The 25120-nt window shown below is 63.4% G+C and carries 21 protein-coding genes and 1 tRNA gene; 11 read left to right on the top strand and 11 right to left on the bottom strand.

Annotated elements, in window-relative coordinates:
* Positions 1 to 69 precede the first annotated feature (69 nt).
* The 4 genes from ACYQ1H_RS04465 (at position 70) to ACYQ1H_RS04450 (ending at position 3949) form a co-directional block, all read left to right on the top strand.
* Positions 70 to 234: a heavy metal translocating P-type ATPase metal-binding domain-containing protein gene (locus ACYQ1H_RS04465; RefSeq protein WP_460026862.1), complete on the top strand. Its 165-nt coding sequence runs from the start codon at positions 70 to 72 to the stop codon at positions 232 to 234.
* A gap of 153 nt (positions 235 to 387) precedes the next feature.
* Positions 388 to 804 (top strand): hypothetical protein, encoded by a 417-nt coding sequence (locus tag ACYQ1H_RS04460; protein WP_460026861.1) that lies wholly within the window; start codon positions 388 to 390, stop codon positions 802 to 804.
* Between the two features lie 33 nt (positions 805 to 837).
* Complete coding sequence (locus tag ACYQ1H_RS04455) at positions 838 to 1461, top strand: cation transporter (protein ID WP_460026860.1); 624 nt, start codon at positions 838 to 840, stop codon at positions 1459 to 1461.
* A gap of 37 nt (positions 1462 to 1498) precedes the next feature.
* Positions 1499 to 3949 carry a heavy metal translocating P-type ATPase gene (locus tag ACYQ1H_RS04450; RefSeq protein ID WP_460026859.1) on the top strand — a complete coding sequence of 817 codons (2451 nt, stop codon included), beginning with the start codon at positions 1499 to 1501 and terminating at the stop codon, positions 3947 to 3949.
* A gap of 58 nt (positions 3950 to 4007) precedes the next feature.
* Here the strand turns inward: ACYQ1H_RS04450 and ACYQ1H_RS04445 are convergent, their stop codons facing one another.
* On the bottom strand, positions 4008 to 4196 hold the full coding sequence (locus ACYQ1H_RS04445) for a hypothetical protein (protein ID WP_460026858.1): 189 nt from the start codon (positions 4194 to 4196) through the stop codon (positions 4008 to 4010).
* Positions 4197 to 4858: 662 nt separating this feature from the next.
* On the opposite strand from ACYQ1H_RS04445, the gene ACYQ1H_RS04440 reads away from it, so the two are divergent.
* Positions 4859 to 5314, top strand: coding sequence for a hypothetical protein (locus ACYQ1H_RS04440; protein ID WP_460026857.1), 456 nt, complete (start codon positions 4859 to 4861; stop codon positions 5312 to 5314).
* Between the two features lie 285 nt (positions 5315 to 5599).
* Positions 5600 to 5684 (top strand) — tRNA-Leu (locus ACYQ1H_RS04435).
* Positions 5685 to 5930: 246 nt separating this feature from the next.
* Here the strand turns inward: ACYQ1H_RS04435 and ACYQ1H_RS04430 are convergent.
* From ACYQ1H_RS04430 to ACYQ1H_RS04385, 10 genes are all read right to left on the bottom strand, one after another.
* Entirely contained in the window at positions 5931 to 7223 is a 1293-nt protein-coding gene (locus ACYQ1H_RS04430) for an adenylosuccinate synthase (RefSeq protein WP_460026856.1), read from the bottom strand.
* A 19-nt stretch (positions 7224 to 7242) separates the two neighbouring features.
* Positions 7243 to 8448 carry an ATP phosphoribosyltransferase regulatory subunit gene (locus ACYQ1H_RS04425; protein ID WP_460026855.1) on the bottom strand — a complete coding sequence of 402 codons (1206 nt, stop codon included), beginning with the start codon at positions 8446 to 8448 and terminating at the stop codon, positions 7243 to 7245.
* A 128-nt stretch (positions 8449 to 8576) separates the two neighbouring features.
* Complete coding sequence (hflC, locus tag ACYQ1H_RS04420; protein ID WP_460026854.1) at positions 8577 to 9434, bottom strand: protease modulator HflC; 858 nt, start codon at positions 9432 to 9434, stop codon at positions 8577 to 8579.
* The gene (hflK, locus tag ACYQ1H_RS04415; RefSeq protein WP_460026853.1) at positions 9427 to 10638 is read right to left on the bottom strand and encodes an FtsH protease activity modulator HflK; all 1212 of its coding nucleotides are present in this window, start codon (positions 10636 to 10638) and stop codon (positions 9427 to 9429) included. The genes hflC and hflK overlap by 8 nt, the downstream gene beginning before the upstream one ends.
* A 92-nt stretch (positions 10639 to 10730) precedes the next feature.
* Positions 10731 to 12056, bottom strand: coding sequence for a ribosome rescue GTPase HflX (gene hflX / locus ACYQ1H_RS04410; protein WP_460026852.1), 1326 nt, complete (start codon positions 12054 to 12056; stop codon positions 10731 to 10733).
* Positions 12057 to 12109: 53 nt separating this feature from the next.
* The gene (hfq, locus tag ACYQ1H_RS04405) at positions 12110 to 12355 is read right to left on the bottom strand and encodes an RNA chaperone Hfq (RefSeq protein ID WP_460026851.1); all 246 of its coding nucleotides are present in this window, start codon (positions 12353 to 12355) and stop codon (positions 12110 to 12112) included.
* 136 nt (positions 12356 to 12491) lie between these two features.
* The gene (gene glmM, locus ACYQ1H_RS04400; protein ID WP_460026850.1) at positions 12492 to 13832 is read right to left on the bottom strand and encodes a phosphoglucosamine mutase; all 1341 of its coding nucleotides are present in this window, start codon (positions 13830 to 13832) and stop codon (positions 12492 to 12494) included.
* A gap of 111 nt (positions 13833 to 13943) precedes the next feature.
* A complete protein-coding gene (ftsH, locus tag ACYQ1H_RS04395) occupies positions 13944 to 15860 on the bottom strand; it encodes an ATP-dependent zinc metalloprotease FtsH (RefSeq protein ID WP_460026901.1) in 1917 nt (638 codons plus the stop codon).
* A gap of 212 nt (positions 15861 to 16072) precedes the next feature.
* A complete protein-coding gene (gene recN, locus ACYQ1H_RS04390; protein ID WP_460026849.1) occupies positions 16073 to 17767 on the bottom strand; it encodes a DNA repair protein RecN in 1695 nt (564 codons plus the stop codon).
* A 337-nt stretch (positions 17768 to 18104) separates the two neighbouring features.
* Entirely contained in the window at positions 18105 to 18995 is an 891-nt protein-coding gene (locus ACYQ1H_RS04385) for an NAD(+) kinase (RefSeq protein WP_460026848.1), read from the bottom strand.
* Between the two features lie 245 nt (positions 18996 to 19240).
* Between ACYQ1H_RS04385 and hrcA the strand changes: the two genes are divergently transcribed.
* From hrcA to dapB, 5 genes are all read left to right on the top strand, one after another.
* Positions 19241 to 20302: a heat-inducible transcriptional repressor HrcA gene (hrcA, locus tag ACYQ1H_RS04380; RefSeq protein ID WP_460026847.1), complete on the top strand. Its 1062-nt coding sequence runs from the start codon at positions 19241 to 19243 to the stop codon at positions 20300 to 20302.
* Positions 20303 to 20380: 78 nt separating this feature from the next.
* Positions 20381 to 20953 (top strand): nucleotide exchange factor GrpE, encoded by a 573-nt coding sequence (grpE, locus tag ACYQ1H_RS04375; RefSeq protein WP_460026846.1) that lies wholly within the window; start codon positions 20381 to 20383, stop codon positions 20951 to 20953.
* A 77-nt stretch (positions 20954 to 21030) separates the two neighbouring features.
* Positions 21031 to 22959, top strand: a complete 1929-nt coding sequence (gene dnaK, locus ACYQ1H_RS04370) for a molecular chaperone DnaK (RefSeq protein ID WP_460026845.1) — start codon at positions 21031 to 21033, stop codon at positions 22957 to 22959.
* Positions 22960 to 23058: 99 nt separating this feature from the next.
* Entirely contained in the window at positions 23059 to 24189 is a 1131-nt protein-coding gene (dnaJ, locus tag ACYQ1H_RS04365; protein WP_460026844.1) for a molecular chaperone DnaJ, read from the top strand.
* 80 nt (positions 24190 to 24269) lie between these two features.
* On the top strand, positions 24270 to 25091 hold the full coding sequence (dapB, locus tag ACYQ1H_RS04360) for a 4-hydroxy-tetrahydrodipicolinate reductase (protein WP_460026843.1): 822 nt from the start codon (positions 24270 to 24272) through the stop codon (positions 25089 to 25091).
* Positions 25092 to 25120 lie beyond the last annotated feature (29 nt).

Here is a 25120-nt window from a genome sequence, read left to right as displayed (position 1 = left end):
GGTGATATAAGCTAGAGATGAGTTCTGCACCGATCCCATGCCCCTTGCTCTGAGACGGAGGATCCCGCGGTGAATACCGAACCTCGCAACTGCGACCTGTGCCAACTTCCGATCGAGGTTCCCGGCTACGAGTTGAAGACCGTTTCCGGCGTCAAGCAATTCTGTTGCGAGGGCTGTCAGGGGATCTGGCAGATGCTGCACGAAGATGAAATCCTCAAGGAGGAGCCCTCCTAGATTTTGCCTTTGATGCCCCCATCCACGCCTCATTTATAATCAGGTAGTGCGCTGACCTGTCTGCCGGCGGCCTTCGACCGGACGAGGATACCGGAAGCATAGGCCCGGCTAGTCACGCGCAGGACCCCTATCACTACCCTGTCAGGAGGGACAATGGCACACGTTCACGGGGCTGCGGCCAAGGCTGCTGCGCATGGCCATGCCGCCATGGGGCATGCTGCGGGCAACATGGGATCCATGATGGCTCCCATGGCGTCCAGCGGTCATGCCATGACAACGATGGGCAGACATGCCGGCGCAGCGGCTGTCGGCATGGCAGCCGCTGCAAATTCACAAGCGAGGAAAGGTTTCATGAGTATCTTGGCAAGACATCCGTTGCTGGTTTTCGGCCTGGGCGTCGCCGCAGGCTTCTATGCGCACAAATATCGCAAGGAAATCATCGAGTCGGCCACCCGCCTCACCGAGAAGGGCAAGGACTTTGCCTTGAACCAGAAGGAAAACCTGGAAGACCTGGTTGCCGAATGCAAGGAGTGCGCGGATGAGGCCGCCTCCGACACCAGTCCAGCCTGACGTTGTCGCTGCCACTGTTCCGGATTGAGTCCGATGTCCATCCTGCGTGAAATCACCCTGCGTTATCGAGCGGAGGGCCATGTGCGCTTCGACCTGCCGAAGAGCCTTTGCGATGCCGCGGTGGCGGCAACCATCGTGAAAGGCCTCGCGGCACGCGAAGGCATCTACCGGGTGGACTTGCAGCCTCGTTCCGGCAAGCTCTCGATCCGCTTCCTGCCGGCGGTCTGCGATATATCTCAGGTGCTGCAACGCCTGCGCGATGTCATCCTGGCGCAGCCAGTCCCCGCGATCCCCAGGGGTGCGTCGCAGGCCATGGTGGCGCGTGCGAGCTCACGGGCGTTGGCGCTCCCGAGCAACGCCGGGAGCGGATTCAGTCACTGGCTGCGCGAAAAGGTCCGGGAACTGCGGGAAACGCTGATCGCCATGCGCATCCTCGCCAGTCGGGCATTCGGCTCGCTCAACAGCACCCTGACGCAGCGACCACGCTGGGTCAAGGAATTCCTGAACGATCTCCTGATGCTATACCTGATCAAGCTGCACTGGCATCACATCCTCACCGAATGGTTGCCCAACCCCTGGAAACATCGCTACGAGTGGGCCGCCACCCTTTATCTGGTGCATCTGTCGGTTCAGGCCCGCATGGTGCAAAACGCTTGATAACCCTTGCCGGCATCGACTTGCAGGAGTGACGCGCATGGCAGCCCCTTCGAACCCTCGTCATTTCCGCATCGAACATCGGCTGCGGCGACGATTGCGCATCGCCGTCCCGGATCTGCGCAAGGATCCGGAGCGGCTCTATGCCCTGGAGATCCTGCTACGCAAGCGCCCGGCGATCCGGGCCGTCCGATCGATTGGGGGGCTGGGCGGGCTGGTGATCGATTACAACCCGACCGGTTTGCCCGAGAGCAACCTCTGCACCCTCCTCGATGCCGTCATCCCCAACCTGGGCAGGGTCCGCCCACCTGCGATAGAGACGCTGGATGCACTCCCCCGCTCCGGCAAGGAGCGGGAAATTCACTTCGCGGTCGAAGGCATCAGTTGCGCCTCCTGCGGCCTGCTGATTGAGCTGATCCTGCGCCGCGACCCACGCGTCCGCCGGGCCACCATCAACCTCGCGTCTGAAACCGGGGTGGTGTTCGGCGACATCCCCCAGGAAGCGGTCTACGAAGCGGTCAACCGGGTGGGTTACAAGGCGCTGCCACTGGATACCGTAGCCCAGCGCAAGGTGCTGATGGAGCGCGAGGAACTGCGCCTGAAGGAGGCCCGGCGACGGGCTGTCATCGCCGCCATCCTGAGCCTTCCGGTCACGGTCATCGCCATGGCAGAATGGCCAGGGCGCTTCTGGCGCTGGACGCAGTTTGTGCTGAGCACACCCATCGTCTTCTGGTCAGGCAAGCCTTTCATCGACAAGGCCGTCAAACTGGCCCGACAGCGCGCGGCCAACATGGACAGCCTGATCGTCCTCGGGGTCGGCGCGGCCTATGTCTACAGCACGGCGGCCCTGTTCTTCCGTCGTCCCTATCTGTATTTCGATGCCGCCTCCGGGATCATCTGCTTCGTGCTGCTGGGCCGTTACCTGGAGGAAAAAGCCAAGGGACGGGCACATGCCGCCATTCGCCGCTTGCTGGATCTACAGCCGCAGACCGCCAACCGGGTCCGGAATGGCCAGGTGGTTCAGGTTCCGGTCGACGACCTGATCATCGACGATCTGATCCTGATTCGTCCGGGCGACAAGATCCCCACCGACGGCGTGGTGACCGAGGGGCTTTCCACGGTCGACGAGGCCATGCTGACCGGAGAAAGCCTGCCGGTTGTCAAAGGCCCGGGCAACGAGGTGGTGGGCGGCTGCATCAACGGCAATGGCGCCCTTTACGTCCGGGTAACAGCGGTCGGCGCCGACACCGTGCTGGCCGGCATCATCCACATGGTCGATCAGGCCCAGTCTTCCAAGCTGCCAATCCAGAAGACCGTCGACCGTATTTCCGCCGTCTTCGTACCCAGTGTCATGCTGATCAGCGGGGTGACGTTCACCGCCTGGCTGCTGGCTGGTGCCGGATTCACCACCGCCTTCGCCACCGGCATCACCGTCCTGCTGATCGCCTGCCCCTGCGCCCTGGGACTAGCGACACCGGCAGCCATCATGGTCGGTACCGGTCAGGCGGCACAGCGGGGCATCTACATCCGCAACGGCGAGAGCCTGGAAACCGCGACCCACGTCGACACCATCATCTTCGATAAGACCGGTACCATCACCGAGGGCAAGCCCTACGTGACGGATTTCATCAATGTCTCGTCTCTCGGCGAGGAGACCGTACTGGGCCTGGTGGCCTCGGCCGAAATGCGTTCCGAGCATTTTCTCGGCAAGGCACTGGTGGAGTACGCCCAATCCCGCCACTGCCAATGGCCGGACGCCGATACCTTCGAGGCCGTCCCCGGTCGTGGCCTGAGGGCACAGGTCGACGGGCACACCCTGATCGTCGGCAACCTGGCCTGGATGCAGGAACTGGCCATGCCGCTGACCCCGTTCGGGGAACGTCAAAACAGCCTGGCGGCCGATGGCAAGACACCTGTTTTCTGCGTGATCGACGACAAACCGGCCGCCCTCTTCGGCATCGCCGACCGCCCGCGGGAGCAAGCCAGCGAGGCCATCCGCCGGCTCCATGTGCTGGGGGTGGAGACCATCATGGTAACGGGCGATATCGAGGCGGCCGCGCGGTACGTGGCCAAGCGAGTCGGCATCGACCGGATCGTGGCGCAGGCCCGCCCCGAGCACAAGCTGGAGATCGTCCGCAGTCTCCAGGCAGACGGCAGACATGTCGGCATGATCGGCGATGGCATCAACGACGCACCGGCCCTCGCGGCGGCCAACGTCGGTTTTGCCATCGGTACCGGCACCGATGTCGCCATCGAAACGGCAGACCTGACCCTGGTCAACGGTGATATCACCAAGGTTGCCGATGCCCTCGAAATCAGCGGCGAGACACTCAGGATCATCAAGCAGAACCTTGCTTGGGCCTTCGGTTACAACACCCTGGCAATTCCCATCGCTGCCTTCGGCAAGCTCAATCCGATGATTGCCTCGCTGGCCATGGCCTTGAGTTCCGTCTCGGTAGTGATCAACTCACTCCGCCTGCAGCGCAAATAATCATGTCCCGGCCGGGTTGCGCCCCCCCAAGCAGCGCAACCCGGCCCGAGGCAAAACGTCAGACCACGCCGTAGATCAACGGCGCCAGCTCAGGGCTCTCCAACCCCTCGATCATCTGGTCCACCAGATGTTCGGCCTGGCGCTTTTCCTCGCGCGAAAGCTCCCGGTAGATGCAGCGATAAATGGCATTGAAAGCCTGTATGTCGTGCTGCGTATAGGGTACTGCCAGGCTACGGTAGAACAGCATCAACTCTTCATAGCCATCGGAATGAAGGGGCCAAACATTGGACTGAACTGACATCGGTTCACCTCATCGAGGGTTCTGGGTTGAAAGACGGCGTATCGCTGAATTTCCAGGAATCAGGCGGTGTCACGAACCACCCGCCCCGTACTCATGCAACGAACAGGCAGATACCATGCCATCCTTGGCCAGCAGGCGGCTAAGCATTTGATAAGGACCATGATGGCAGCTGGAACCGCTTCCGATGACTTCGCCATCGCCAATCCGGGAGCCCGGGAGAGCACCGGAATGCCGTTTTTGGCACACACGATGTGGCATATCCCGCAGCTTGTGAACAAGACCCCGCGCGGCGGGCACCCCTACCCAGCCGCCCCGCTCACGCAAGAATAAAAATCTTATAGAACAGTGACTTGAAACAAAAATGGACGTCAGACGCATGCAGGCCCAGCCAGCCCCCAGATGCGATGGACACGAATCATCCACGATGTTATCCACAGGCACTGCGGGATTGCATCGCCATATCCACTGAATATGCGCTCTCCGCTCCGGGAGCGATAACAGGAAGCCGGCTATTTTCATATGGCGCTGAAATTGCATCATGATTGGAACGCCTCCTTGCAGACATGCGCCGCGGGGCAGACATCACCATCATCGTTCCGAGGAAGCCCATGGAGAAAAAGAAACCCCACAAGATTGCAATCGGTCACCGGTACGGCCATTGGACCATTCTTAGCGAAGCCCAGCGACTGGGTGGCGATACACGCTACCTCTGCCGATGCGTCTGCGGACTGGAAAAGCACGTTTCGGCCATCACCCTCCGCAATGGCTCCTCCACCAGTTGCGGCTGCCGGCGCGAGGAACGCCCCCCGCGCATCGCCGATTTCGAATTGCAGACGACGCCGCCCGAGATTCAGGAAGTCTTCAACCTGATCAGCGCGGGATGCCTGCCACCTGCCGACCAATTCAGCATGACGGACGGAGCCCCTGCCTGGACTCTGGCGACGATGGCGCGCATCCTGGGTATCGATCGCGACAAACTGATCCAACATCTCTCCGATGCGGGACCGCGCTTCCTGGCGGCATCGCGCGGTAACCTGATCGATTCCCACCCTGCCGCGGTCTGATGCGCAGGCATTGCATGCCGCAGCCCCACCATCCCCGGGCGAATCCTTGAGCCAGCGCCATATCCGCCCCTGTGTGCTGGGCTCGCCGGGAACGGTCCCAGCACATCCCGGCGCATTCCTCGAATTTGGCCCACACGTCACCCAAGTCATCACGGAACCGGTGACCCATTCACAGACCATGTGGCAGAAAAATTATCCGGAATCAAAAAACGCCCTTGACAAAGCTCTGCGTATTCCCCAAAATACGCAGCTTCACAGCCGATTGAATTAACGGCAAAACCTCATGCCGAGGTGGTGAAATTGGTAGACACGCATGTTTCAGGTACATGTGAGGCGACTCGTGGAGGTTCAAGTCCTCTCCTCGGCACCAAGCTATGCTCCGATAGCTTCTCGTCAGAAGCATAAAAACCCGCCGTTTTATACGCGGGTTTTTTTATGCCCGATGATCAGCCCACAATCGATTCACAGGTTTGCGCGCCGCCAGGAAAAACCATACCGGGTGGGCGTGAGCCGTGTCCTTCCCTATTGTGCAGGGACGGATACGTCAAGTGTGGAGATGGAGGCGGTGCCCTCCCGGGAAGGCACCGCAGATCCGGACGGTGCGAGCCGTATCGCCTCAGTCGAAGGGATGCCTCAGAACGATGGTTTCGTTACGATCAGGGCCGGTTGAAAGGATGTCGACCTTGACCCCAACCAGCTCCTCGATGCGCTGGATGTAGTTGCGTGCCTCGATCGGCATACGGTTCAGATCGGTGATCCCTGCCGTGGACACGGACCAGCCCGGCAGGCGCTCCAGCACCGGCTCGCATTGGGCATACGCTTCGGCACCAATCGGAACGCTATCGATATGCTCCCCGCGATACCGATAATGTGTACAGATGGCGAGTTCATCGAGACCATCCAGTACATCGAGCTTGGTGAGACAAAGTCCTGACAGGCTGTTAAGACGCGCCGAGCGCCGCATCAGCACCGCATCGAACCAGCCACAGCGCCGCGCCCGCCCAGTGGTGGCACCGAATTCCGCTCCTCTCGAGGAAAGATGCTGGCCCTGCGCGTCGAACAGTTCGGTGGGAAAGGGACCGTTACCTACCCGGGTGGAATAGGCCTTGGTGATGCCCAGCACGTAATCGAACTCCAGCAGTCCCATACCCGTGCCCGAAGCGGCGCCACCGGCGGTCGTATTCGAGGACGTCACATAGGGGTAGGTGCCGTGGTCAATATCGAGCATGGCACCTTGGGCACCTTCATAGAGTACGTTCTCGCCAGCCGCCCGCAAGCCGTGCAAATCGCCGGCGACATCCCCGAGCATGGGCTTGATTTCCTCACCGATACGTTGTAGCTGCGCCAGCGACTCGGCAACGTCCAGCGGTTGCTCACCGAAATAGCGGCTGAGCACGAAGTTATGGAAATCGAGCAGCTCCCTCAGCCGCCCCTCGAGCAATTCCGGATGGAAGAGATCACCCGCGCGTATGCCGCGCCGGGAGACTTTGTCCTCGTAGGCCGGCCCGATGCCGCGACCCGTAGTGCCGATCGCCTTGGCTCCCCGAGCCTTCTCCCGCGCCTGGTCCAGGGCGACATGGATGGGCAGGATCAAGGCACAGGCTTCGCTGATCACGAGCCGTTCCCGCACCGGAATCCCGGCCCGCTCAAGCACGCCGATTTCCTCCATCAGCGCCTCGGGTGACAGCACGACGCCGTTGGCGATGTAGCAGTTCACGCCCGCGCGCAGAATCCCCGAAGGGATAAGGTGCAGGACCGTCTTCTGGCCGTCGATGACCAAGGTATGGCCCGCGTTGTGGCCTCCCTGAAAGCGCACGACGCCTGCGGCGCGCTCGGTCAGCAAATCGACCAGCTTGCCCTTGCCTTCATCGCCCCACTGCGTGCCGATTACGACGACATTTTTTCCCATGATGCTGTCTTTCTTGTTCTCAATTGGTCGTGGGCGCCGGTTCAACCAGCCGCCATTGTCCGTCCTGCCGGCGAATAGTCCGATGGCCATCCGACCGGGCCGAAATCGCTGGTTCATCCCCGAGTGACTGGATGACCGTCACGCCCCGGTCGCGCAGGGAGCCGATGAGTTCATCAAGCGCAGGGTCGTCCTCCAGCGGCGCGTAAACCGGGTTGGCGCTACCGCCGGGCAGCACCTGTGGAACCGCCAGACGGACCAGGGTCCGCAAGTCGGCGCTGAAACCGACGGCGGGACGGGCGCAGCCGAAAACCCGGCCGATGTCATCGTAGCGGCCACCGCGGGCGATCTCCCGGCCCAGCCCTGGCACGAAGGCAGCGAAGACAACGCCGGTGTGGTAGTGATAACCACGCAACTCGGCCAGATCCAGGTTCAGGGGTATACCCGGGAAGCGTCTGGCGAGTCCCTGTGCGATAACCTCAAGCTCATCCAGGGCGATGCGGATCTCGTCGCCCCCCGGCCTGAGCAGCTCTCGCGCCCACGCCAGAAGGTCCGGGGAGCCGTTGAGATCGAGCAAGGCACGCAGCATCGCGGCTTCCGTCCTGGCGATGCCCAGTTCAAGCAGAAACTGATCCAGGTCGGTGGCATCCTTGCGCTGCAAGGTATCGAAGACCCGGGCTTCCTGCCGGGATGACAGTCCCGCCTGCCGGGCAATCGCGCGATAGACGCCGACATGACCCAAATCCAGATGGATGCCTTCGATGCCGGCAACGGTCAGACTTTCCAGCAGCAGCCGGATGACCTCGATGGCGGCCGCCGTGCCCTCGACGCCATACAGTTCGGCGCCGATCTGCAGCGGATTGCGGCAGGAATCAAGGTGTTCGCTCTGGGCGCGAAATACGGCACCCAGGTAACAGAGCCGCGTGGGGACACCGGGTGCCGCAGTCCTGGCATCGATGCGTGCCACCTGGGGTGTCATGTCGGCCCGCAGGCCAATCAGGCGGCCGCTGGCGGGATCGGCCAGCTTCAGGGTCTGCAAGTCCAGTTCGTGCGCGGTACCGATCAGCAGCGAGTCGAGGAAGTCAACCACCGGCGGCATCACCCGTCGGTAACCCCAGACGGAGAAGCGGTCAAGCAGTCGCCGGGCAAGCTGTTCCAGCGCTTCTGCCTCATCGGGAAAAATCTCTTCAACCCCTTCGGGCAACAGCCAGCGGTCCTGCGGGAGCATGATTCAGGAAAGATCGGATTGGAAGCCAAGAGTGGAATGGTACTGGATGCGCATGGCGCGCATCCAGCGAAAGTCTAACGGACCCCTAAGCGATGTCCAGGCAGAATGCCTCGGATTCGGGCATCCGCTCAGCGAGTCTTGCGGAAATACTTGAAGAACTCGGAATCGGGCGAGATCACCATCAAGCTGCGATCATCCTTGAACGCCTGGCGGTAAGCCATCAGGCTGCGGTTGAATTCGAAGAACTCCTGATTCTTGCCATACGCCTGCGCGTAGATGTCGGCGGCGGCGGCATCCCCCTCGCCACGGCGGATTTCCGCGTCGCGGTTAGCTTCGGCGACCAGCACGTCGCGCTGGCGATCGGCCTCGGCCCGGATCTTTTCGGCAGCCTCCGCGCCGCGCGAGCGGAACTCGCGGGCAACCCGGGCGCGCTCGGCCTCCATCCGGCGATAGACGGAGGAGCTGACCTCCTCGGGCAGATCGATGCGCATCACCCGGATATCGACCACCTGGACACCCAGCCCCGTCACGGCGGGATTGACCATCCTGGTCAAGGCGTCCTGGATCCGGCCGCGGTCTGAAGACACCAGTTCGCGGATGGTGCGCTTGCTGAACTCGTTGCGCATCGCATCCTTGGTGATCTGATCGAGACGGATGTTAGCCTGCGCCTTGTCGCCGGCAACCGAGGTATAGAACTTGGTGACATCATCGATACGCCATTTCACGAACCAGTCGACGATGACGTTCTTCTTCTCCGAGGTCAGGAAGCGCTCGGGCTTCGACTCCAGCGTCAGGATGCGTTTGTCGAACCGCTTGACCTGCCGGTAGGGCAGCTTGAAATGCAGGCCTGGCGCGTAGTCGGTACCAACGATTTTCTTGAATTCAAGCAACACGGCCTTCTCGGTTTCGGAAACGGTGAAGGTCATCGTCGTCAGCAGGACGAGCAGGACGATGCCGCCGCCCCAGATCAAGGTGTTCTTATTCATGGCTGTTGTTACCCCGGCTTTCGCGTCCCCGGGCAGAGGAAGCTCGCGCAGATTTGCTGGGCTGATTGCCCGTCAGGTCCGGTACGGCCGTCACGCCGCTGTCCACGGCGGTCTCCGGCGCGACGACTGGATGCGACCGTTGCAGCTTGTCGACGGGAAGATAGAGCAGGTTGCTGGCATTCTGGACATCGACCACCATGGCACCCGTCTGTCCGAGAACCTCCTGCATGGCATCCAGGTACATGCGCTCGCGCGTGACGTCCGGCGCCTTTTCATACTCCGCCAGCAATTGCAGGAAACGGGAGGATTCGCCTCTGGCCCGCGCGATGGCCTTCTGCTTGTAGGCCTCGGATTCCTCCATCAGGCGCGCAGCGGTACCGCGGGCCTTGGGAACCACCTCGTTGGCATAGGCTTCCGCCTCGTTCTTCAGGCGCTGCTCGTCCTCGCGCGCCTTGATGGCATCCTCGAAGGCATTCTGCACCTCGTCGGGCGGCTGGGCATCCACCAGATTGACATTGCTGACGCGGATGCCCGTCCGGTACTCATCGAGGGTTTCCTGAATTTCGCGCTTGATTTCATCGGCGATGTTGCTGCGCCCTTCGGTGAGCACGAAATCCATGGTGTTCTTGCCGATCACCGCCCGCTGCGCGCTTTCGATCACTTGCTTGAGCGTCGGGTCGGGATCGGCGACGTTGAACAGGTACTGCTGAGGGTCCTTGATCTGATACTGGACCGCCAGGCGGATATCGATGATGTTTTCGTCCTGGGTCAGCATCATGGCTTCCTTGGGTACCGAGGCCAGCGATTGCTGGCGACCGCCGGAGCGATAGCCCACTTCGACGAAGCGCTGCTGCTCCATGTTGACGATCTCGACCTTCTCGATCGGTCCCGGGATATGCCAGTGCAGCCCCGGCTGCGTCGTGTCGACATAGGCGCCAAAGCGGGTCACCACGCCCCGGCTGCCTTCGTCGACCAGGTAAATGCCGGTCAGCATCCACAGGCCCAGCACGATGGCGGCCACCAGCGCGGCCAACTGGCCAGCGGCCTGGCCGCCACCGCTCCCACCGGGGGCGCGCCCGCCGAACAGAGATCTGAGCTTGTCCTGCAGGCCCTTCAATACCTCATCGAGATCTGGTGGTCCAGGCGGCTGCTCGCGGCCGCTCCAGGGATCCTTTTTGTTACTACCCGGTTCGTTCCAGGACATGCTTTCTCCCCATAGGCTTGGGACCACATCGACAGGTGGCCTTGGATGATGCTTGCGGTGCGTCCCGGGAGACCTGCAACCCGGGGCTGTTTTCAATCGTGGCTCGCGGCTGCTTCGGCCGCATGCGATGCTTCCGGACCGGAAGCATCGGCATCGGTTGCCCCGGCCTCCGGCCTGTTGTCGAGGAATGTCAGATGGTCGGACTGTGCCTCGACGGACATCCGCCAGCCGCCCTCGGGATCGACCTCGTCGCGCAGCACCCTGGCACTGCGGTAGAGGCGTGCCCGCACCGCGCCCTCATGAGCCATCAGGCGCAGCTCACGGATCTGACGGTGGCCCGAAAAACGCTGGCGCAAGGTCTCGAGCAGCAGTTCCAGGCCTTCGCCCGTGAGCGCCGACAGCCATATCTCCGCCACCTGACCATCCTCGCCGACCCGCACCATAGGCGCCGGGTTTTCCAACCGGTCGATCTTGTTGTACAGGCGAATCCTGGGTACATCGCCGGCACCGATCTCCTCGATCACCCGCTCGACCTCCGCGAGCGTCTCGGCCAGCTGCTCGTCACCGGCATCGATCACATGCAGCAGAAGATCGGCCTGCACGGTCTCCTGCAAGGTCGACTTGAAGGCCGCCACCAGCTCATGCGGCAGATCGCGTACGAATCCCACCGTATCCGCCAGGATCACCACCGCGTCCGGTCCGAGCGGGAGCCGTTTCAGGGCGGGATCCAGCGTGGCGAAGAGCTGGTCTGCCGCATAGACGCTCGCCCCGGTCAGGGCGTTGATCAGGGTGGATTTGCCGGCATTCGTGTAGCCGACCAGCCCTACCACCGGCACCGCGGAACGCTTGCGCGAACGACGGCCCTGCTCGCGCTGCTTGTCGACCTTTTCCAGCCGCTTCTGGATCTGGCTGATACGCTTGCCGATCAGGCGCTTGTCCGTTTCCAGCTGGGTTTCGCCCGGGCCGCGCAGACCGATGCCACCCTTCTGCCGTTCCAGGTGAGTCCAGCCCCGGACCAGTCGAGTCGACAGGTGGCGCAGCTGGGCCAGCTCCACCTGCAGCTTGCCCTCGTAGCTCTGCGCCCGCTGCGCGAAGATGTCGAGGATGAGACCGGTCCGGTCCAGGACCCGCACCTGGAGAGCCTTTTCGAGGTTCCGCTCCTGGCTGGGCGACAAGGGATTGTTGAACAGCACCAGCTCGGCTTCCTGCTCGGCAATGCATTGCGTCAGCTCCTCGAGCTTGCCCTTGCCGATATAGGACCGGGGGTCGGGCTGATCGCGCTTGCCGATGACGGTCGCCACGGGAACAGCCCCGGCAGAACGGGCCAGCTCCTTCAGTTCCGCCAGCGATCGCTCGTCGACCCTCGCACCGCTCTGGACGAGCACAGCCCTCTCCCCGGACGCCGGACGATCAAACATATATGCCGGAGGATATCCCGGTCATCACCGCTCTGAATCGGTAAGCGGTCGTATCAGACCTCTTCCTCCACTTCCTCGCCGCCCTGCGAGAGCCTGACCTGGCGGGCGGGCACGATGGTGGAAATGGCATGCTTGTAGACCATCTGGCTGACGGCATTCTTCAGGATGATCACGTATTGATCGAAGGAGTCGATCTTGCCCTGCAACTTGATGCCGTTGACCAGGTAGATCGACACGGGAACATGTTCCTTTCTCAGCGCATTCAGGAAGGGATCCTGCAAATTTTGACCTTTAGACATTCCTTTTCTCCGTCTTTATTGGTTGGCTTCTGTAATCAGAACACGTCTTATCTCGCCGGCATTTAATCAGAACTTGCGAATGCCTGTCATCCAGCCCGGCGTAGCAGCTCTTTTGCGCAGTCAAGGGAAGCAACGCTCAGGCCAGTGCCTCCGCAACGGCAGCCGCGAGCTTCTCCGCCAGACGATGCACCTTGTCGCCATCGGCACCTTCAACCATCACCCGCACAACGGGCTCGGTCCCCGAGGCCCGGAGCAGAACCCGCCCCTCGCCGGCCAGCTCGGCCTCGACCTCGCGCGTGAGGCGCTGCACGCCATCGTGCTGGCGCAGATCGACCCTGGCGGCCACCTGGACATTGACCAGACGCTGGGGATATTTATCCATGCCGCCGCGAAGCTCGCTGAGGGACTTGCCGGTAGCCCGCATGGCCTCCATGACCTGCAGGGCGGCAACGATCCCATCGCCCGTCGGAATGCGGTCGCGACAGATGATGTGCCCGGAACTCTCGCCCCCCAGCGTACTGTCATGACTCAGCATCATCTCCATGACGTAGCGGTCGCCAACGGACGCACGCTTGAGTTCCACACCGAAGCGCGCCAGGGCGTGCTCCAGCCCGAGATTGGTCATCAATGTTCCCACCACCGGCCCCCGCAGGGCGCCCTCCGCGTGGCGGCAGGTGGCGATGATGTAGAGCAGCTCGTCACCATCGACGATATGCCCCTCATGATCCACCATGATCAGGCGATCGCCATCGCCATCCAGGGCCAGACCGAAATCGGCCGCCTCCTCCAGTACCCGCCGGGCCAAGGCGGCAGGCTTGGTCGCCCCGACATGCTCGTTGATGTTAAAACCATTGGGAGTGTCGCCCATGGTGATCACCGTGGCGCCCAGTTCGGCGAAGACATGCGGTGCGATGTGATAGGTCGAACCATGGGCGCAGTCCACCACCAGCTTGACCCCATGGAACTCGGTACCGGCGGGAATGGTGCTCTTGCAGAATTCGATGTAACGCCCGGCGGCATCCTTCAGGCGAATGGCCCTGCCAATCTTGGCGGAATCCACCGTGGTCATGGGCTGGTCGATTTCGGCCTCGATCAGCCTCTCGATAGCGTCCGAGAGCTTCAACCCGTCGGGTCCGAAGAACTTGATGCCATTGTCGAAATAGGGATTGTGCGAAGCGCTGATGACGATGCCTGCCTCGGCCCGGAAGGTGCGCGTCAGGTAGGAAACCGCCGGTGTCGGCATGGGTCCGGTCAGCTGGATATTCACGCCTGCGGCCGAAAGCCCGGCTTCCAGGGCCGATTCGAACATGTAGCCGGAAATGCGCGTGTCCTTGCCGATGACCACCGTCGCATCCGCCCGGTCGCGCGCCAGCACGCGCCCGGCCGCCCAGCCCAGCTTGAGAACAAAGTCGGCAGTGATCGGGTAGGTCCCGACCTTGCCACGTATGCCATCCGTACCAAAATATGCCCGACTCATACTGCTTACGATTCCCGCGAAACGGTTAACAACGGACCGGTGCGGTTTTCGGACCGCGCAAAAATGAAGCCCCTGCTGGGCAGGGGCCGAAGGATACCTGGCCTGCCGGGATCAGTGCTGCTCGGCGGCCTTGCCGACCTCGCCCGCCGCCGGCGGGCCGCCTTCTGTCACCGGCGCCGACGGGGTCGCGCCCCCCGCCGGCGGCGTCTCGTCCCAGTTCTGCGGTGGCCTCGGCTCGCGTCCCGCCATGATGTCATCGATCTGCAGGTGATCGATGGTCTCGTACTTCATCAGGGCTTCGGCCATGAGATGCAGCTTGTCCAGATGCTCCTTCAGGATGCGTTCCGAACGCTCGTAGTTACGGTCGATGAAGGAGCGGATTTCCTCGTCGATCAGATGGGCCGTCTCTTCCGAAACCATCTTGTGCTTGGTGACAGAACGCCCCAGGAACACCTCGCCCTCCTCCTCGCTGTAGGCCAGCGGCCCCAGCCGCTCCGACAAGCCCCAGCGCGTCACCATGTTGCGGGCCAGATTGGTGGCCCGCTCGATGTCGTTCTGGGCCCCGGTCGTCACCTTGCGGCGGCCGAAGATCAGTTCCTCGGCCACCCGGCCGCCGAACAGGCTGGAAATCTGGCTTTCCAGCTTCTCCAGGCTGGCACTGTACTGGTCGCGCTCGGGCAGAAACATGGTGATCCCGAGCGCCCGGCCACGCGGCATGATGCTGACCTTGTAGACCGGATCGTGATCCGGCACCAGGCGACCGACGATGGCATGGCCGGCCTCGTGGTAGGCGGTCAGGCGCTTCTCTTCCTCGCTCATGACCATGGACCTGCGCTCGGCACCCATCAGGATCTTGTCCTTGGCCTTTTCGAAGTCCTCCATTTCCACCTGACGCTTGTTCTTGCGGGCGGCGAACAGGGCCGCCTCGTTCACCAGATTGGCCAGGTCGGCGCCGGAGAAGCCCGGGGTCCCCCGTGCCAGGTAGGATACCTGCACATCGGGCGCCATCGGCACGCGCTTCATGTGAACCTTGAGGATCTGCTCGCGCCCGCGCACATCCGGCAGTCCCACCACGACCTGGCGATCGAAGCGTCCGGGACGCAGCAGGGCCGGATCGAGCACGTCGGGCCGGTTGGTCGCCGCGATGACGATGATGCCCTCGGTGCCCTCGAAACCGTCCATCTCGACCAGCAGCTGGTTGAGGGTCTGCTCGCGCTCGTCGTGACCGCCGCCCAGCCCCGCGCCACGATGGCGGCCGACAGCGTCGATCTCGTCGATGAAGATGATGCAGGGCGCGTTCTTCTTTGCCTGCTCGAACATGTCGCGCACGCGCGATGCACCCACGCCGACGAACATTTCCACGAAATCGGAGCCCGAGATGGAGAAGAACGGCACCCGCGCCTCGCCGGCAATGGCCTTGGCCAGCAGGGTCTTGCCGGTACCGGGCGGCCCGACCATCAACGCGCCCCGGGGAATCTTGCCGCCGAGCTTCTGGAACTTGCTGGGATCCTTGAGGAAGTCGACCATCTCCTGCACGTCTTCCTTGGCCTCGTCGCAGCCGGCGACATCGGTGAAGGTGACCTTGATCTGGTCCTCCTCGATCAGCCGCGCCTTACTCTTGCCGAAGGACATCGCACCGCGGCCGCCACCGCCGCCCTGCATCTGGCGCATGAAGAAGACCCAGACGCCGATCAGCAGCAGCATCGGGAACCAGGAGATGAAAATCTGCATCAGGAAGGATTCCGATTCCGGCGGATCGACCTTGATGTCGACGTGGTTTTCCAGCAGGTCGTCGACCAGATGCGGATCGTTGGTGGGCGCGAAGGTGGTGAACCGTTCACCGGTCGTGGTCACGCCGTGAATGACCGTGTCCTCCAGCGTCACTTGCTTGATCTGGCCATCCTTGACCGAGGCGATGAACTGGGAATAGGACATGCCGGCATCGGCGGATCTTCGCCCGCCGAAATTGTTGAACATGGACATCAGGACGACGGCCACGACAACCCACAGCACCACATTCTTGAACATGTCATTCACGATCGGATTTCCTCGCCGGGGATACGAAATCCCCTTCGTCACGAGAGGCAGCGATAGCCCCAAAATGAACCAATACTAACAGGATAGCGCCGAGGTCACACAGCGACTGTCCGTCATCAAGACATGAAATGGAGACGAACCGGCGCGATTCAATGGCAACGCCGGACCTGCCGTGGCAACCGCCACCAAGGCCCGCCGGTCGGCTACGCCGCCGGCTCCGGCCGGTCCGCAGCGGCCAGCTCCAACATCTCACGGGCATGCGCCAGAGTTTGCGGGGTAATCCGCACGCCGCCCAGCATACGGGCAATCTCGTCGCGACGCGCCTCGCCCTCGATCAGCCGGACGGACGAGTGGGTGCCACCGGCATCACTGTGTTTCTCCACCAGCAGATGCCGATGCCCCTGGGACGCCACCTGTGCCAGATGGGTTACGCAGAACACCTGCCGGTCCAAGCCCAGCAGGCGCAGCTTCTGCCCGACCACTTCGGCCACCCCGCCGCCGATACCGCTGTCGACCTCGTCGAACACCAGGGTCGGCACGCGCTTGCCATCGGTCGCGGCCACCTGGATCGCCAGGCCGATACGGGACAGCTCGCCGCCGGAAGCGACCCGGGCCAGCGGGCGCAGCGGCATGCCGGGATTGGCGCTGACCAGGAACTCGACGCTGTCGGCGCCGCCGGCGCTGGGTTCGGCCCGATCATCCGAACGCAGCTGGACACGGAATTCGCCCTGGGGCATGCCCAGTTCGCGAATGATCGCCGAAATGCGCCCTTGCAGGCGTTCGGCACCAGCCGTCCGTTGCCGCGACAGCGCGCAACTGGCGTCGCGATAGGCCCGCTCGATGCCGGCCAGTTCCTCGGCCAGCCGCTCCGTACCGGCGGAACCGCCGGTCAGCCGGTCGAGCTCCGCCCGCAGCTGAAGCAAATGGGCCGGCAACTCATCGGGGCGCAGATGATGCTTGCGCGCCAGCCGGTGCACATCGGCAAGGCGCTGTTCCAGGGTCGCCAGCCGGGCCGGGTCGGCATCCAGCCGGTCGAGGTTGCGCCGCAGTTGCAGGGAGGCCTCCTTAACGCTCAACTGGGCTTCCTGCAGGAGACCACGAATCTCGCTAAGCTCCGGCGCCAGCCGGGCGAGATCGGCCAGGGAATGCAGGGCATGGGCAAGACGCGCATAGACGGACAGGGTCTCGTCCTCGTAGAGCGCCTCCAGCTCGGCCTGACCCACGTCCAGAATCCGCTCCACGCCGGCCTGCCGGGTCTGCTCCTCGACCAGTTCGGCATAGCGCAGGGCGGCGATGTCCAGCTGCTCCAGCTCGTCCACCTGGAACTGCAACAGCCCCAGCCGCGCCTGTCGCTCTGCGGCGTCGCTGGTCAGCCGCCTGAGCTCATCCCTGAGCTGCCGCCAGCGCCGGTAGAGATTCTCGACATCGGCGGCAAGCTGGCCGGTACCGCTGAAAGCGTCGAGCAGGCGCCGCTGTTCCTGGGGCTTGGCCAGCTGCACGTGAGCGTGCTGGCCATGAATTTCGATGAGGTTCTGCCCGAATGACTGCAAGGTCTGCAGGTTGACGGGACTGCCATTGATGAACGCGCGGGAGCGGCCATCCACGGCGATGGTGCGCCGAACCAGGCATTCCGTGCCAGCCGCCAGTTCCTGGTCCTCCAGCCAGCGCAACGACCCGGGGCTGTCGGCCAGGTCGAAACCGAGGTTGATCTCGGCCCTGGCGGCCCCGGGCCGGACAAACGCCGAGTCGGCACGATCACCGAGCGCCAGCCCCAGGGCGGTCAGCAGGATCGACTTGCCCGCGCCGGTCTCGCCGGTCAGCACGGTCAGCCCTGGCGCAAAGGCGAGGCCGAGCGACTCGACGACGGCAAGATCGCGAATATCGAGATGCGTCAACATGGCCAGACCCGGCAACCAGAATCAACCATACAAGCCACAAGCTATTGATCTATTGGGTAAGCGGTTTCCGAAAGCCTCGGGGCGGCCGCGCGGCCGCCGGGTGCGACACCCTTACCGGGTCATTCTCGCACGCGATCAAAGCCAGCCGCCCAAAATCTGGCCGGCTGGCCAGAGCCCTTGCCCCTAGCGGTCGTCAGCGGCTCGCGCAAGGGTTGTCCACAGACTTGCCCACGGCAACGGTGGATAACCGGGCCGCGCCGGACAGACAGCTCTCGGACCGAATCAAGCCTCGCGGATCACCGCTGGCACGGAGCAAGATCCCGCAAATCCCCTCTCGCTAGATGCGATAACCCGAGCTCCAGTTCAGCTTGACGCGGAGGATCTCGAAAAAGTCGTACCCCAGTGGATGCAGCAACCGGAAGGGCTTGGCTTCCCTGCGGATTTCAACCGTATCGTCGATGTCCAGACCGGGGCTGGAAATGTTGTCGCACACGACCTGGGCCCCGAAAAGCTTGCCGGGCCGGAACGAGATGCCGACCGTGCTGCGGCTGTCGATGACGATCGGCCGATTGGTCAGGGCGTGCGGATTGATCGGTGCGAGGACGATGGCGGGCAGCGTCGGCGACAGGATCGGTCCGCCGGCGGACAGGGCATAGGCGGTGGAGCCGGTGGGGGTGGAGACGATCAACCCGTCCGAACGCTGGGAATTGAGGAACAACCCGTCGATATGCGTGACGATCTCGATCATGCTGGTGGCATGCGAGCGGTGTATCACCACGTCGTTGATCGCCGTCTGCTGGAAAATCACCTGGCCGTGCCGCATGACCCTGGCGCCCAGCATGAAGCGCTCCTCCTCGAGGAAACGGCCCTGCAGCACCGCATCGAGATGCGTGGCGACATCGGCCGGGGAAATGTCGACCAGGAAACCCAGCCGGCCCAGATTCACACCGATCAGGGGAATATCGTACTCGGCCAGGGCGCGGGCGGCGGCCAGCAGGGTGCCGTCGCCGCCCACCACCACGGCAAAGTCGCAGCGCTGGCCCAGTTCCCTGAGCGAGCCGCGATCCGGCACGACGCCATGGATGAAAGGCGCGGAATCGGCATCCACGATCACCCGGATTCCACGGCGAATCAGCAGCGCGTGCAATTCCGTCAGGGTCTCCGCAATACGCCCGGCGTCCGGCTTGCCGATCAGTGCCGCGACGCGAAAACCGGCCAGCGCGGTCATGCGCAACGGACCCTGCAAAACTTGGCGGTCAAGGGCATGGACATCATCGATTCTGGCAACAGGACCAACCAGGCTGCCGCTGGCTGGCGCGACCACAGGCTGCTGCGCATGGCCCGCGGTACCCGACTGAACTGGCCTGGGCGCCACGGCCGCATGTTAGGCGCTTCTTGACACTGCATCTGGGGATTGCTAGTTTCTGGCACTCTCCACGTCAGAGTGCTAATCGGGAGCCTGCGAGGAACTCCGTGCCCATTATCCATCAATTGAACGAGCGTGCCTCCTACCTGTTCAAGGTTCTGGTGGAACGCTATATCAATGAGGGGCAGCCGGTCGGTTCCAGGTCGCTGGCCAAGGATGCCGGGCTCAACCTGAGCCCCGCCACCATCCGCAACGTGATGGCCGACCTCGAAGACATGGGTCTCATCACCGCCCCGCACACCTCCGCCGGACGCATGCCGACGGCATCCGGCTACCGGTTCTTCATCGACACCCTGATGACGGTCAAACCCCTGCAGGACGCCATTGTCCACCAGCTGAGGGAAGATCTCCTGCTCCAGGACTCCCCGGGCGACGTGCTGGAAACCGCCTCCCGCCTGCTGTCGGAGGTGACCCACATGGCGGGAATCGTGATGCTGCCCCGGCAGGAATCGAACGCCTTCAGCCACATCGAATTCCTGCCGCTGTCGGAACGCCGGCTGCTGGTCATCCTCATCACCGAGCAGCAGCAAATCCACAACAAGATCATCCAGGTGCCGCGGGACTTCAGCCCGGCGGAACTTCAGGCGGCCGCCAACTTCCTCAACAGCCGTTTCAACGGCAAGCACATCAACAGTGTCCGCACCACCCTGGCACGGGAAATCCAGGCAACCCGCGATCGCCTGAGCCAGGAAATCCTCGATGCCGCCACCCTCACCGACCTGGCCCTGGATGATCGCGGCAAGCGCCGCAGCCCGGTGTTCGTGTCCGGCGAAATCAACCTGATGGACTTCTCCGAACTGGCCGACATGGAGCAGTTCCGCAGCCTGTTCGAGGCCCTGCACCAGAAGGAAGCCATGATGCAGCTGCTGGACCGCTGCATCGAATCGCCCGGCGTGCAGATCTTCATCGGCGAGGAATCCGGCCACCGCGCGCTCGGCCATTGCAGCCTGGTGACCGCACCCTATGCCATCAACGACCAGGCCGTCGGGGTGCTCGGCGTCATCGGGCCGACCCGCATGAAGTACGAGCGCGTGATCCCGCTGGTCGACCTGACCGCCAAACTGGTCGGCGCTGCCTTGAATCACAGAGCCCTGCCCCAATTTAGCTGAAGGCAGCCCGGCCAGACGGCTGGCCAGGCCGATCACCCAATCCCACCAACCCAATTTCACACGATGGAGCCCGTTCACATGAGCCCGGACGACGTTTTGCCCGAAGATCAGCAGGAAACGCCCGACACGACCGCAACCGGGACCGAAGTGCCCGCCGAACAGGATGCGCCTCGGGACTTGACCGAGCAGCTCAACCAGCTGGCCCGGCAGGCCGAGGAAAACTGGGACAAGTTCGTCAGAACCCAGGCCGAGCTGGAGAACCTCAAGCGTCGCGCCGACAAGGATGTGCAGGATGCCCGCAAATTCGGGCTGGAAAAGTTCGCCCGCGAGCTATTGTCCGTTGCCGACAGCCTGGAACTGGGCCTCAGCGTCGAGACCAGCGACACCCCCGAAGTCGCCAAATTGCGCGAGGGCATGGAATTGACCCTCAGGCAGCTGCTTGCCACGTTCGAGAAATTCCAGCTGTCGCCGGTGAATCCCGAGGGCGAGAAATTCAATCCCGAACTGCACCAGGCCATGGCCATGCAACCCACCGACGAAGCCGAGCCCAATACCGTCATCAAGGTTTACCAGAAGGGCTACCTGCTGCATGGCCGCCTGCTGCGCCCTGCCATGGTCGTCGTCTCGCAGGCCATCCAGGGCGGCGCTTGAAAACGGCGCGCCACGCCCCACATCAGCCTTCAGCATCGGCGATCCATTCTGAATTCACGCATTACCCGGAGAAATAAATGTCAAAAATCATCGGTATCGACCTGGGCACCACCAATTCCTGCGTCGCCATCCTCGAAGGCGGCAAGCCGCGTGTCATCGAGAATTCCGAGGGCGCACGCACCACGCCTTCCATCGTGGCCTTCACCCCCGACAACGAGGTGCTGGTCGGCCAGTCGGCCAAGCGCCAGGCCATCACCAATCCGAAGAACACCCTGTTCGCGGTCAAGCGCCTGATTGGCCGCCGCTTCAAGGACGATGTCGTGCAGCGTGACATCCATCTGGTCCCCTACAGCCTCGTCGAGGCGGACAACGGTGATGCCTGGATCGAGGTCAACGGCAAGAAGATGGCGCCGCCGGAAGTGTCCGCCCGGGTGCTGATGAAGCTGAAAAAGGATGCCGAGGCCTTCCTGGGCGAGGAGATCAAGGAAGCCGTCATCACCGTGCCGGCCTACTTCAACGACTCGCAGCGCCAGGCCACCAAGGACGCCGGCCGCATCGCCGGCCTGGAAGTCAAGCGCATCATCAACGAGCCGACCGCGGCGGCCATGGCCTTCGGTCTCGACCGCAAGAAGGGCGACATGAAGGTCGCGGTCTATGACCTCGGCGGTGGCACCTTCGATGTCTCCATCATCGAAATCGCCGAAGTCGACGGCGAGCACCAGTTCGAGGTGCTGTCCACCAATGGTGACACCCATCTGGGTGGCGAGGACTTCGACCTGCGCATCATCGACTGGATCTGCGACGAATTCAAAAAGGACAACGGCATCGACCTGCACAACGATGCGCTGGCCCTGCAGCGCCTCAAGGAGGCTGCCGAGAAGGCCAAGATCGAACTGTCCTCCAGCCAGCAGACCGACATCAACCTGCCGTATGTGACCGCGGACGCCAGCGGCCCGAAGCACCTCAACCTGAAGCTGACCCGCGCCAAGCTGGAGTCGCTGGTCGAGGATCTGGTGCTGAAGACCCGCGGCCCCTGCGAGACCGCCCTGAAGGACTCCGGCCTCAAGGCCAGCCAGATCGACGAGGTCATCCTGGTCGGCGGCCAGACCCGCATGCCCAAGGTCCAGGAGATGGTGACCCAGATCTTCGGCAAGGAACCGCGCAAGGACGTCAACCCCGACGAGGCCGTGGCACTGGGCGCGGCCATCCAGGGTGGCGTGCTCGGCGGCCAGGTCAAGGATGTGCTGCTGCTGGACGTCACCCCGCTGTCGCTGGGCATCGAGACCCTGGGCGGCGTGATGACCAAGCTGATCGAGAAGAACACCACCATCCCGACCAAGACCGGTCAGGTATTCTCGACCGCCGATGACAACCAGACGGCGGTCACCATCCACGTCCTCCAGGGCGAGCGCGAAATGGCGCGGGACAACAAGTCGCTGGGCCGCTTCGACCTGGCCGACATCCCGCCGGCGCCGCGCGGCATGCCGCAGATCGAGGTCACCTTCGACATCGACGCCAACGGCATCCTGCATGTATCCGCCAAGGACAAGGCCACCGGCAAGGAACAGTCGATCCGCATCACCGCCTCCAGCGGCCTGTCCGAGGAGGAAATCCGGCGCATGGTGCAGGACGCCGAGCTGCATGCCGAGGAGGACAAGAAACTGCACGAGCTGGTCCAGGCGCGCAACCACGCCGACTCGCTGATCCATGCCGCGCAGAAGACCCTGGACGAGCTGGGCGACAAGGCCGAAGCGGGCGAGAAGAGCGCCCTCGAGACCGCCATCAACGAACTCAAGGAGGCCATGAAGGGCGACGACAAGGAGGCCATCGACCGCAAGACCCAGCACCTCACCGAGGTATCCGGCAAGCTGGCCGAGCGGCTCTACTCGCAGAATGCCGGCGCGGCAGGTGCGACGGCCGGCGCCCAGGAACAGTCTGCGGGCAAGGCCGGCGACGAGGACGTCGTCGACGCCGAGTTCGAGGAAGTCAAGGACGACAAGAAGTAATCGTTCCGCGCGGCGAACCCGGGGCGGCAGACCGAAGTCCGCCGCCCCTCCGACCCACCTTCACCCAAGCCGCGTCCGCGTGACGCGGCATTTTGCGTTATGGCGAAAGAAGACTACTACCAACTGCTCGGCGTATCCCGCAATGCGAGCGATGACGAGATCAAGAAAAGCTTCCGCCGCCTGGCGATGAAGTACCACCCGGATCGCAACCGCGACAATCCGCAGGCCGAGGAGCAGTTCAAGAAGATCAAGGAAGCGCATGACGTGCTCTCCGATCCGAAAAAGCGCTCGGCCTATGACCAGTTCGGCCATGCCGGCGTGGATCCCAGCATGGGCGGCGGCGCCGGTTTCGGGGGCGCGAATTTCAGCGACATCTTCGGCGATGTGTTCGGCGACATCTTCGGTGGCGGCGGCTCGCGCAGCCGCGGCGGTGCCCAGCGGGGTTCCGACCTGCGCTACAACCTGGAAATCTCCCTGGAAGATGCCGTGGCCGGCACTGAGGTCAAGATCCAGATTCCGACCCTGGTCAGCTGCAAGAGCTGCAACGGCAGCGGTGCCAGCAAGGGCTCCGCGGTCGTCACCTGCCCCACCTGCCATGGCCATGGCGCGGTGCGCATGCAGCAGGGCTTCTTCTCGGTCCAGCAGACCTGTCCCACCTGTCGCGGCTCGGGCAAGCAGATCAAGGATCCCTGCCGCAGCTGTCATGGCCAGGGCCGCACGCAGGATACCAAGACCCTGTCGGTCAAGATCCCGCCCGGCGTCGATACCGGCGACCGCATCCGCCTGTCCAGCGAGGGCGAGGCCGGCGAGGCGGGCGGACCAGCCGGCGACCTGTACGTGCAGGTGCACGTCAAGGACCACCCCATCTTCACCCGTGACGGCGCCAACCTCTATTGCGAGGTGCCCATCAGCTTCGCCAACGCCTGCCTCGGCGGCGAGGTCGAGGTGCCGACCCTGTCCGGCAAGGTAGCGCTCAAGATCCCGCCGGAAACCCAGACCGGCCGCTTGTTCCGCCTCAGCGGCAAGGGTGTGAAACCGGTTCGCGGCGGCCCGGTCGGCGATCTCATGTGCCGGGTACGCATCGAGACCCCGGTCCACCTCAACAAGGAACAGATCGAACTGATCCGCCAGCTCGACGAATCCCTGAGTGGCGGCGGCAGCAAGCACAGCCCGCAAACTCACGGCTGGCTGGATGGGGTCAAGCAGTTTTTCGATAAAATCGGGCTCTGAACGCCGCATCGTCAGACCTTTCGGCGGGCGCCACGGGCGCCCGCTTTTTTGTCCATACCACCGACACCGGGGAGATCCACATGATTCGAGTCGCCATTCACGGCGCCGCTGGCCGCATGGGCCATGCCCTCATCAATGCCTGTCAGCAGGCCGATGGACTGACCCTGGCGGCAGCCCTGGAACGGCCCGGCAGCCCCGCCATCGGCAGCGATGCCGGCGCTCTGGCGGGACTCCCGGCCTGCGGCGTCCGCGTGGCCGACAGCCTTGCCGACCGGCACGACGCCTTCGACACGCTGATCGACTTCACCCGCCCCGAGCCCTCGCTCGCGGCCCTTGAATACTGCCGGACCTGGGGCAAGCGCATGGTCATCGGCACCACCGGCTTCAGCGAGGAACAGCGCGCGGTGATCGAACGGGCGGCGCAGGACATCCCCATCGTGCTCGCACCCAACATGAGCGTAGGGGTCAATCTCTGCCTCAAGCTGCTGGAAATCGCCGCGCAGGTGATGGGCGACACCACCGACATCGAGATCATCGAGGCCCATCATCGCCACAAGGTGGATGCGCCCTCCGGCACTGCGCTGCGCATGGGCGAGGTGGTGGCCGCTGCGCTGGGCCGCGACCTGAAATCGTGCGCCGTCTGGAGCCGCGAGGGCCATACCGGCGAGCGCGCGCCGGGGAGCATCGGCTTCTCCGTGATCCGGGCCGGCGATATCGTCGGCGAACACACCGTCATGTTCGCCGACGAAGGCGAGCGGGTGGAAATCACCCACAACGCCTCCAGCCGCCTGACCTTCGCCAGGGGCGCCATGCGGGCGGCGGCCTGGCTGGCGGACCGGCCGGCGGGGCTCTACGACATGCAGGACGTGCTGGACCTGAAGGCAGCCGGCCAGAGGCGATAGACCCGTGCGGGCAGAAATGTCAGCTGCCG

It is taken from the genome of Methyloparacoccus murrellii (genome assembly GCF_054657115.1).
This window is presented reverse-complemented; position numbering and strand designations above follow the sequence as displayed.

Coding starts and splice junctions, on each gene's coding strand:
- ACYQ1H_RS04430 (WP_460026856.1), bottom strand. CDS start 7,223: ATGGGAAAAAATGTCGTCGTAATCGGCACGCAGTGGGGCGATGAAGGC.
- hfq (WP_460026851.1), bottom strand. CDS start 12,355: ATGTCTAAAGGTCAAAATTTGCAGGATCCCTTCCTGAATGCGCTGAGA.
- grpE (WP_460026846.1), top strand. CDS start 20,381: ATGAGCCCGGACGACGTTTTGCCCGAAGATCAGCAGGAAACGCCCGAC.
- dnaJ (WP_460026844.1), top strand. CDS start 23,059: ATGGCGAAAGAAGACTACTACCAACTGCTCGGCGTATCCCGCAATGCG.
- dapB (WP_460026843.1), top strand. CDS start 24,270: ATGATTCGAGTCGCCATTCACGGCGCCGCTGGCCGCATGGGCCATGCC.
- ACYQ1H_RS04385 (WP_460026848.1), bottom strand. CDS start 18,995: ATGACCGCGCTGGCCGGTTTTCGCGTCGCGGCACTGATCGGCAAGCCG.
- hflK (WP_460026853.1), bottom strand. CDS start 10,638: ATGTCCTGGAACGAACCGGGTAGTAACAAAAAGGATCCCTGGAGCGGC.
- ftsH (WP_460026901.1), bottom strand. CDS start 15,860: ATGTTCAAGAATGTGGTGCTGTGGGTTGTCGTGGCCGTCGTCCTGATG.
- glmM (WP_460026850.1), bottom strand. CDS start 13,832: ATGAGTCGGGCATATTTTGGTACGGATGGCATACGTGGCAAGGTCGGG.
- ACYQ1H_RS04445 (WP_460026858.1), bottom strand. CDS start 4,196: ATGCTGTTCTACCGTAGCCTGGCAGTACCCTATACGCAGCACGACATA.
- recN (WP_460026849.1), bottom strand. CDS start 17,767: ATGTTGACGCATCTCGATATTCGCGATCTTGCCGTCGTCGAGTCGCTC.
- ACYQ1H_RS04460 (WP_460026861.1), top strand. CDS start 388: ATGGCACACGTTCACGGGGCTGCGGCCAAGGCTGCTGCGCATGGCCAT.
- ACYQ1H_RS04450 (WP_460026859.1), top strand. CDS start 1,499: ATGGCAGCCCCTTCGAACCCTCGTCATTTCCGCATCGAACATCGGCTG.
- hflC (WP_460026854.1), bottom strand. CDS start 9,434: ATGAATAAGAACACCTTGATCTGGGGCGGCGGCATCGTCCTGCTCGTC.
- ACYQ1H_RS04455 (WP_460026860.1), top strand. CDS start 838: ATGTCCATCCTGCGTGAAATCACCCTGCGTTATCGAGCGGAGGGCCAT.
- ACYQ1H_RS04440 (WP_460026857.1), top strand. CDS start 4,859: ATGGAGAAAAAGAAACCCCACAAGATTGCAATCGGTCACCGGTACGGC.
- hflX (WP_460026852.1), bottom strand. CDS start 12,056: ATGTTTGATCGTCCGGCGTCCGGGGAGAGGGCTGTGCTCGTCCAGAGC.
- ACYQ1H_RS04425 (WP_460026855.1), bottom strand. CDS start 8,448: ATGCTCCCGCAGGACCGCTGGCTGTTGCCCGAAGGGGTTGAAGAGATT.
- dnaK (WP_460026845.1), top strand. CDS start 21,031: ATGTCAAAAATCATCGGTATCGACCTGGGCACCACCAATTCCTGCGTC.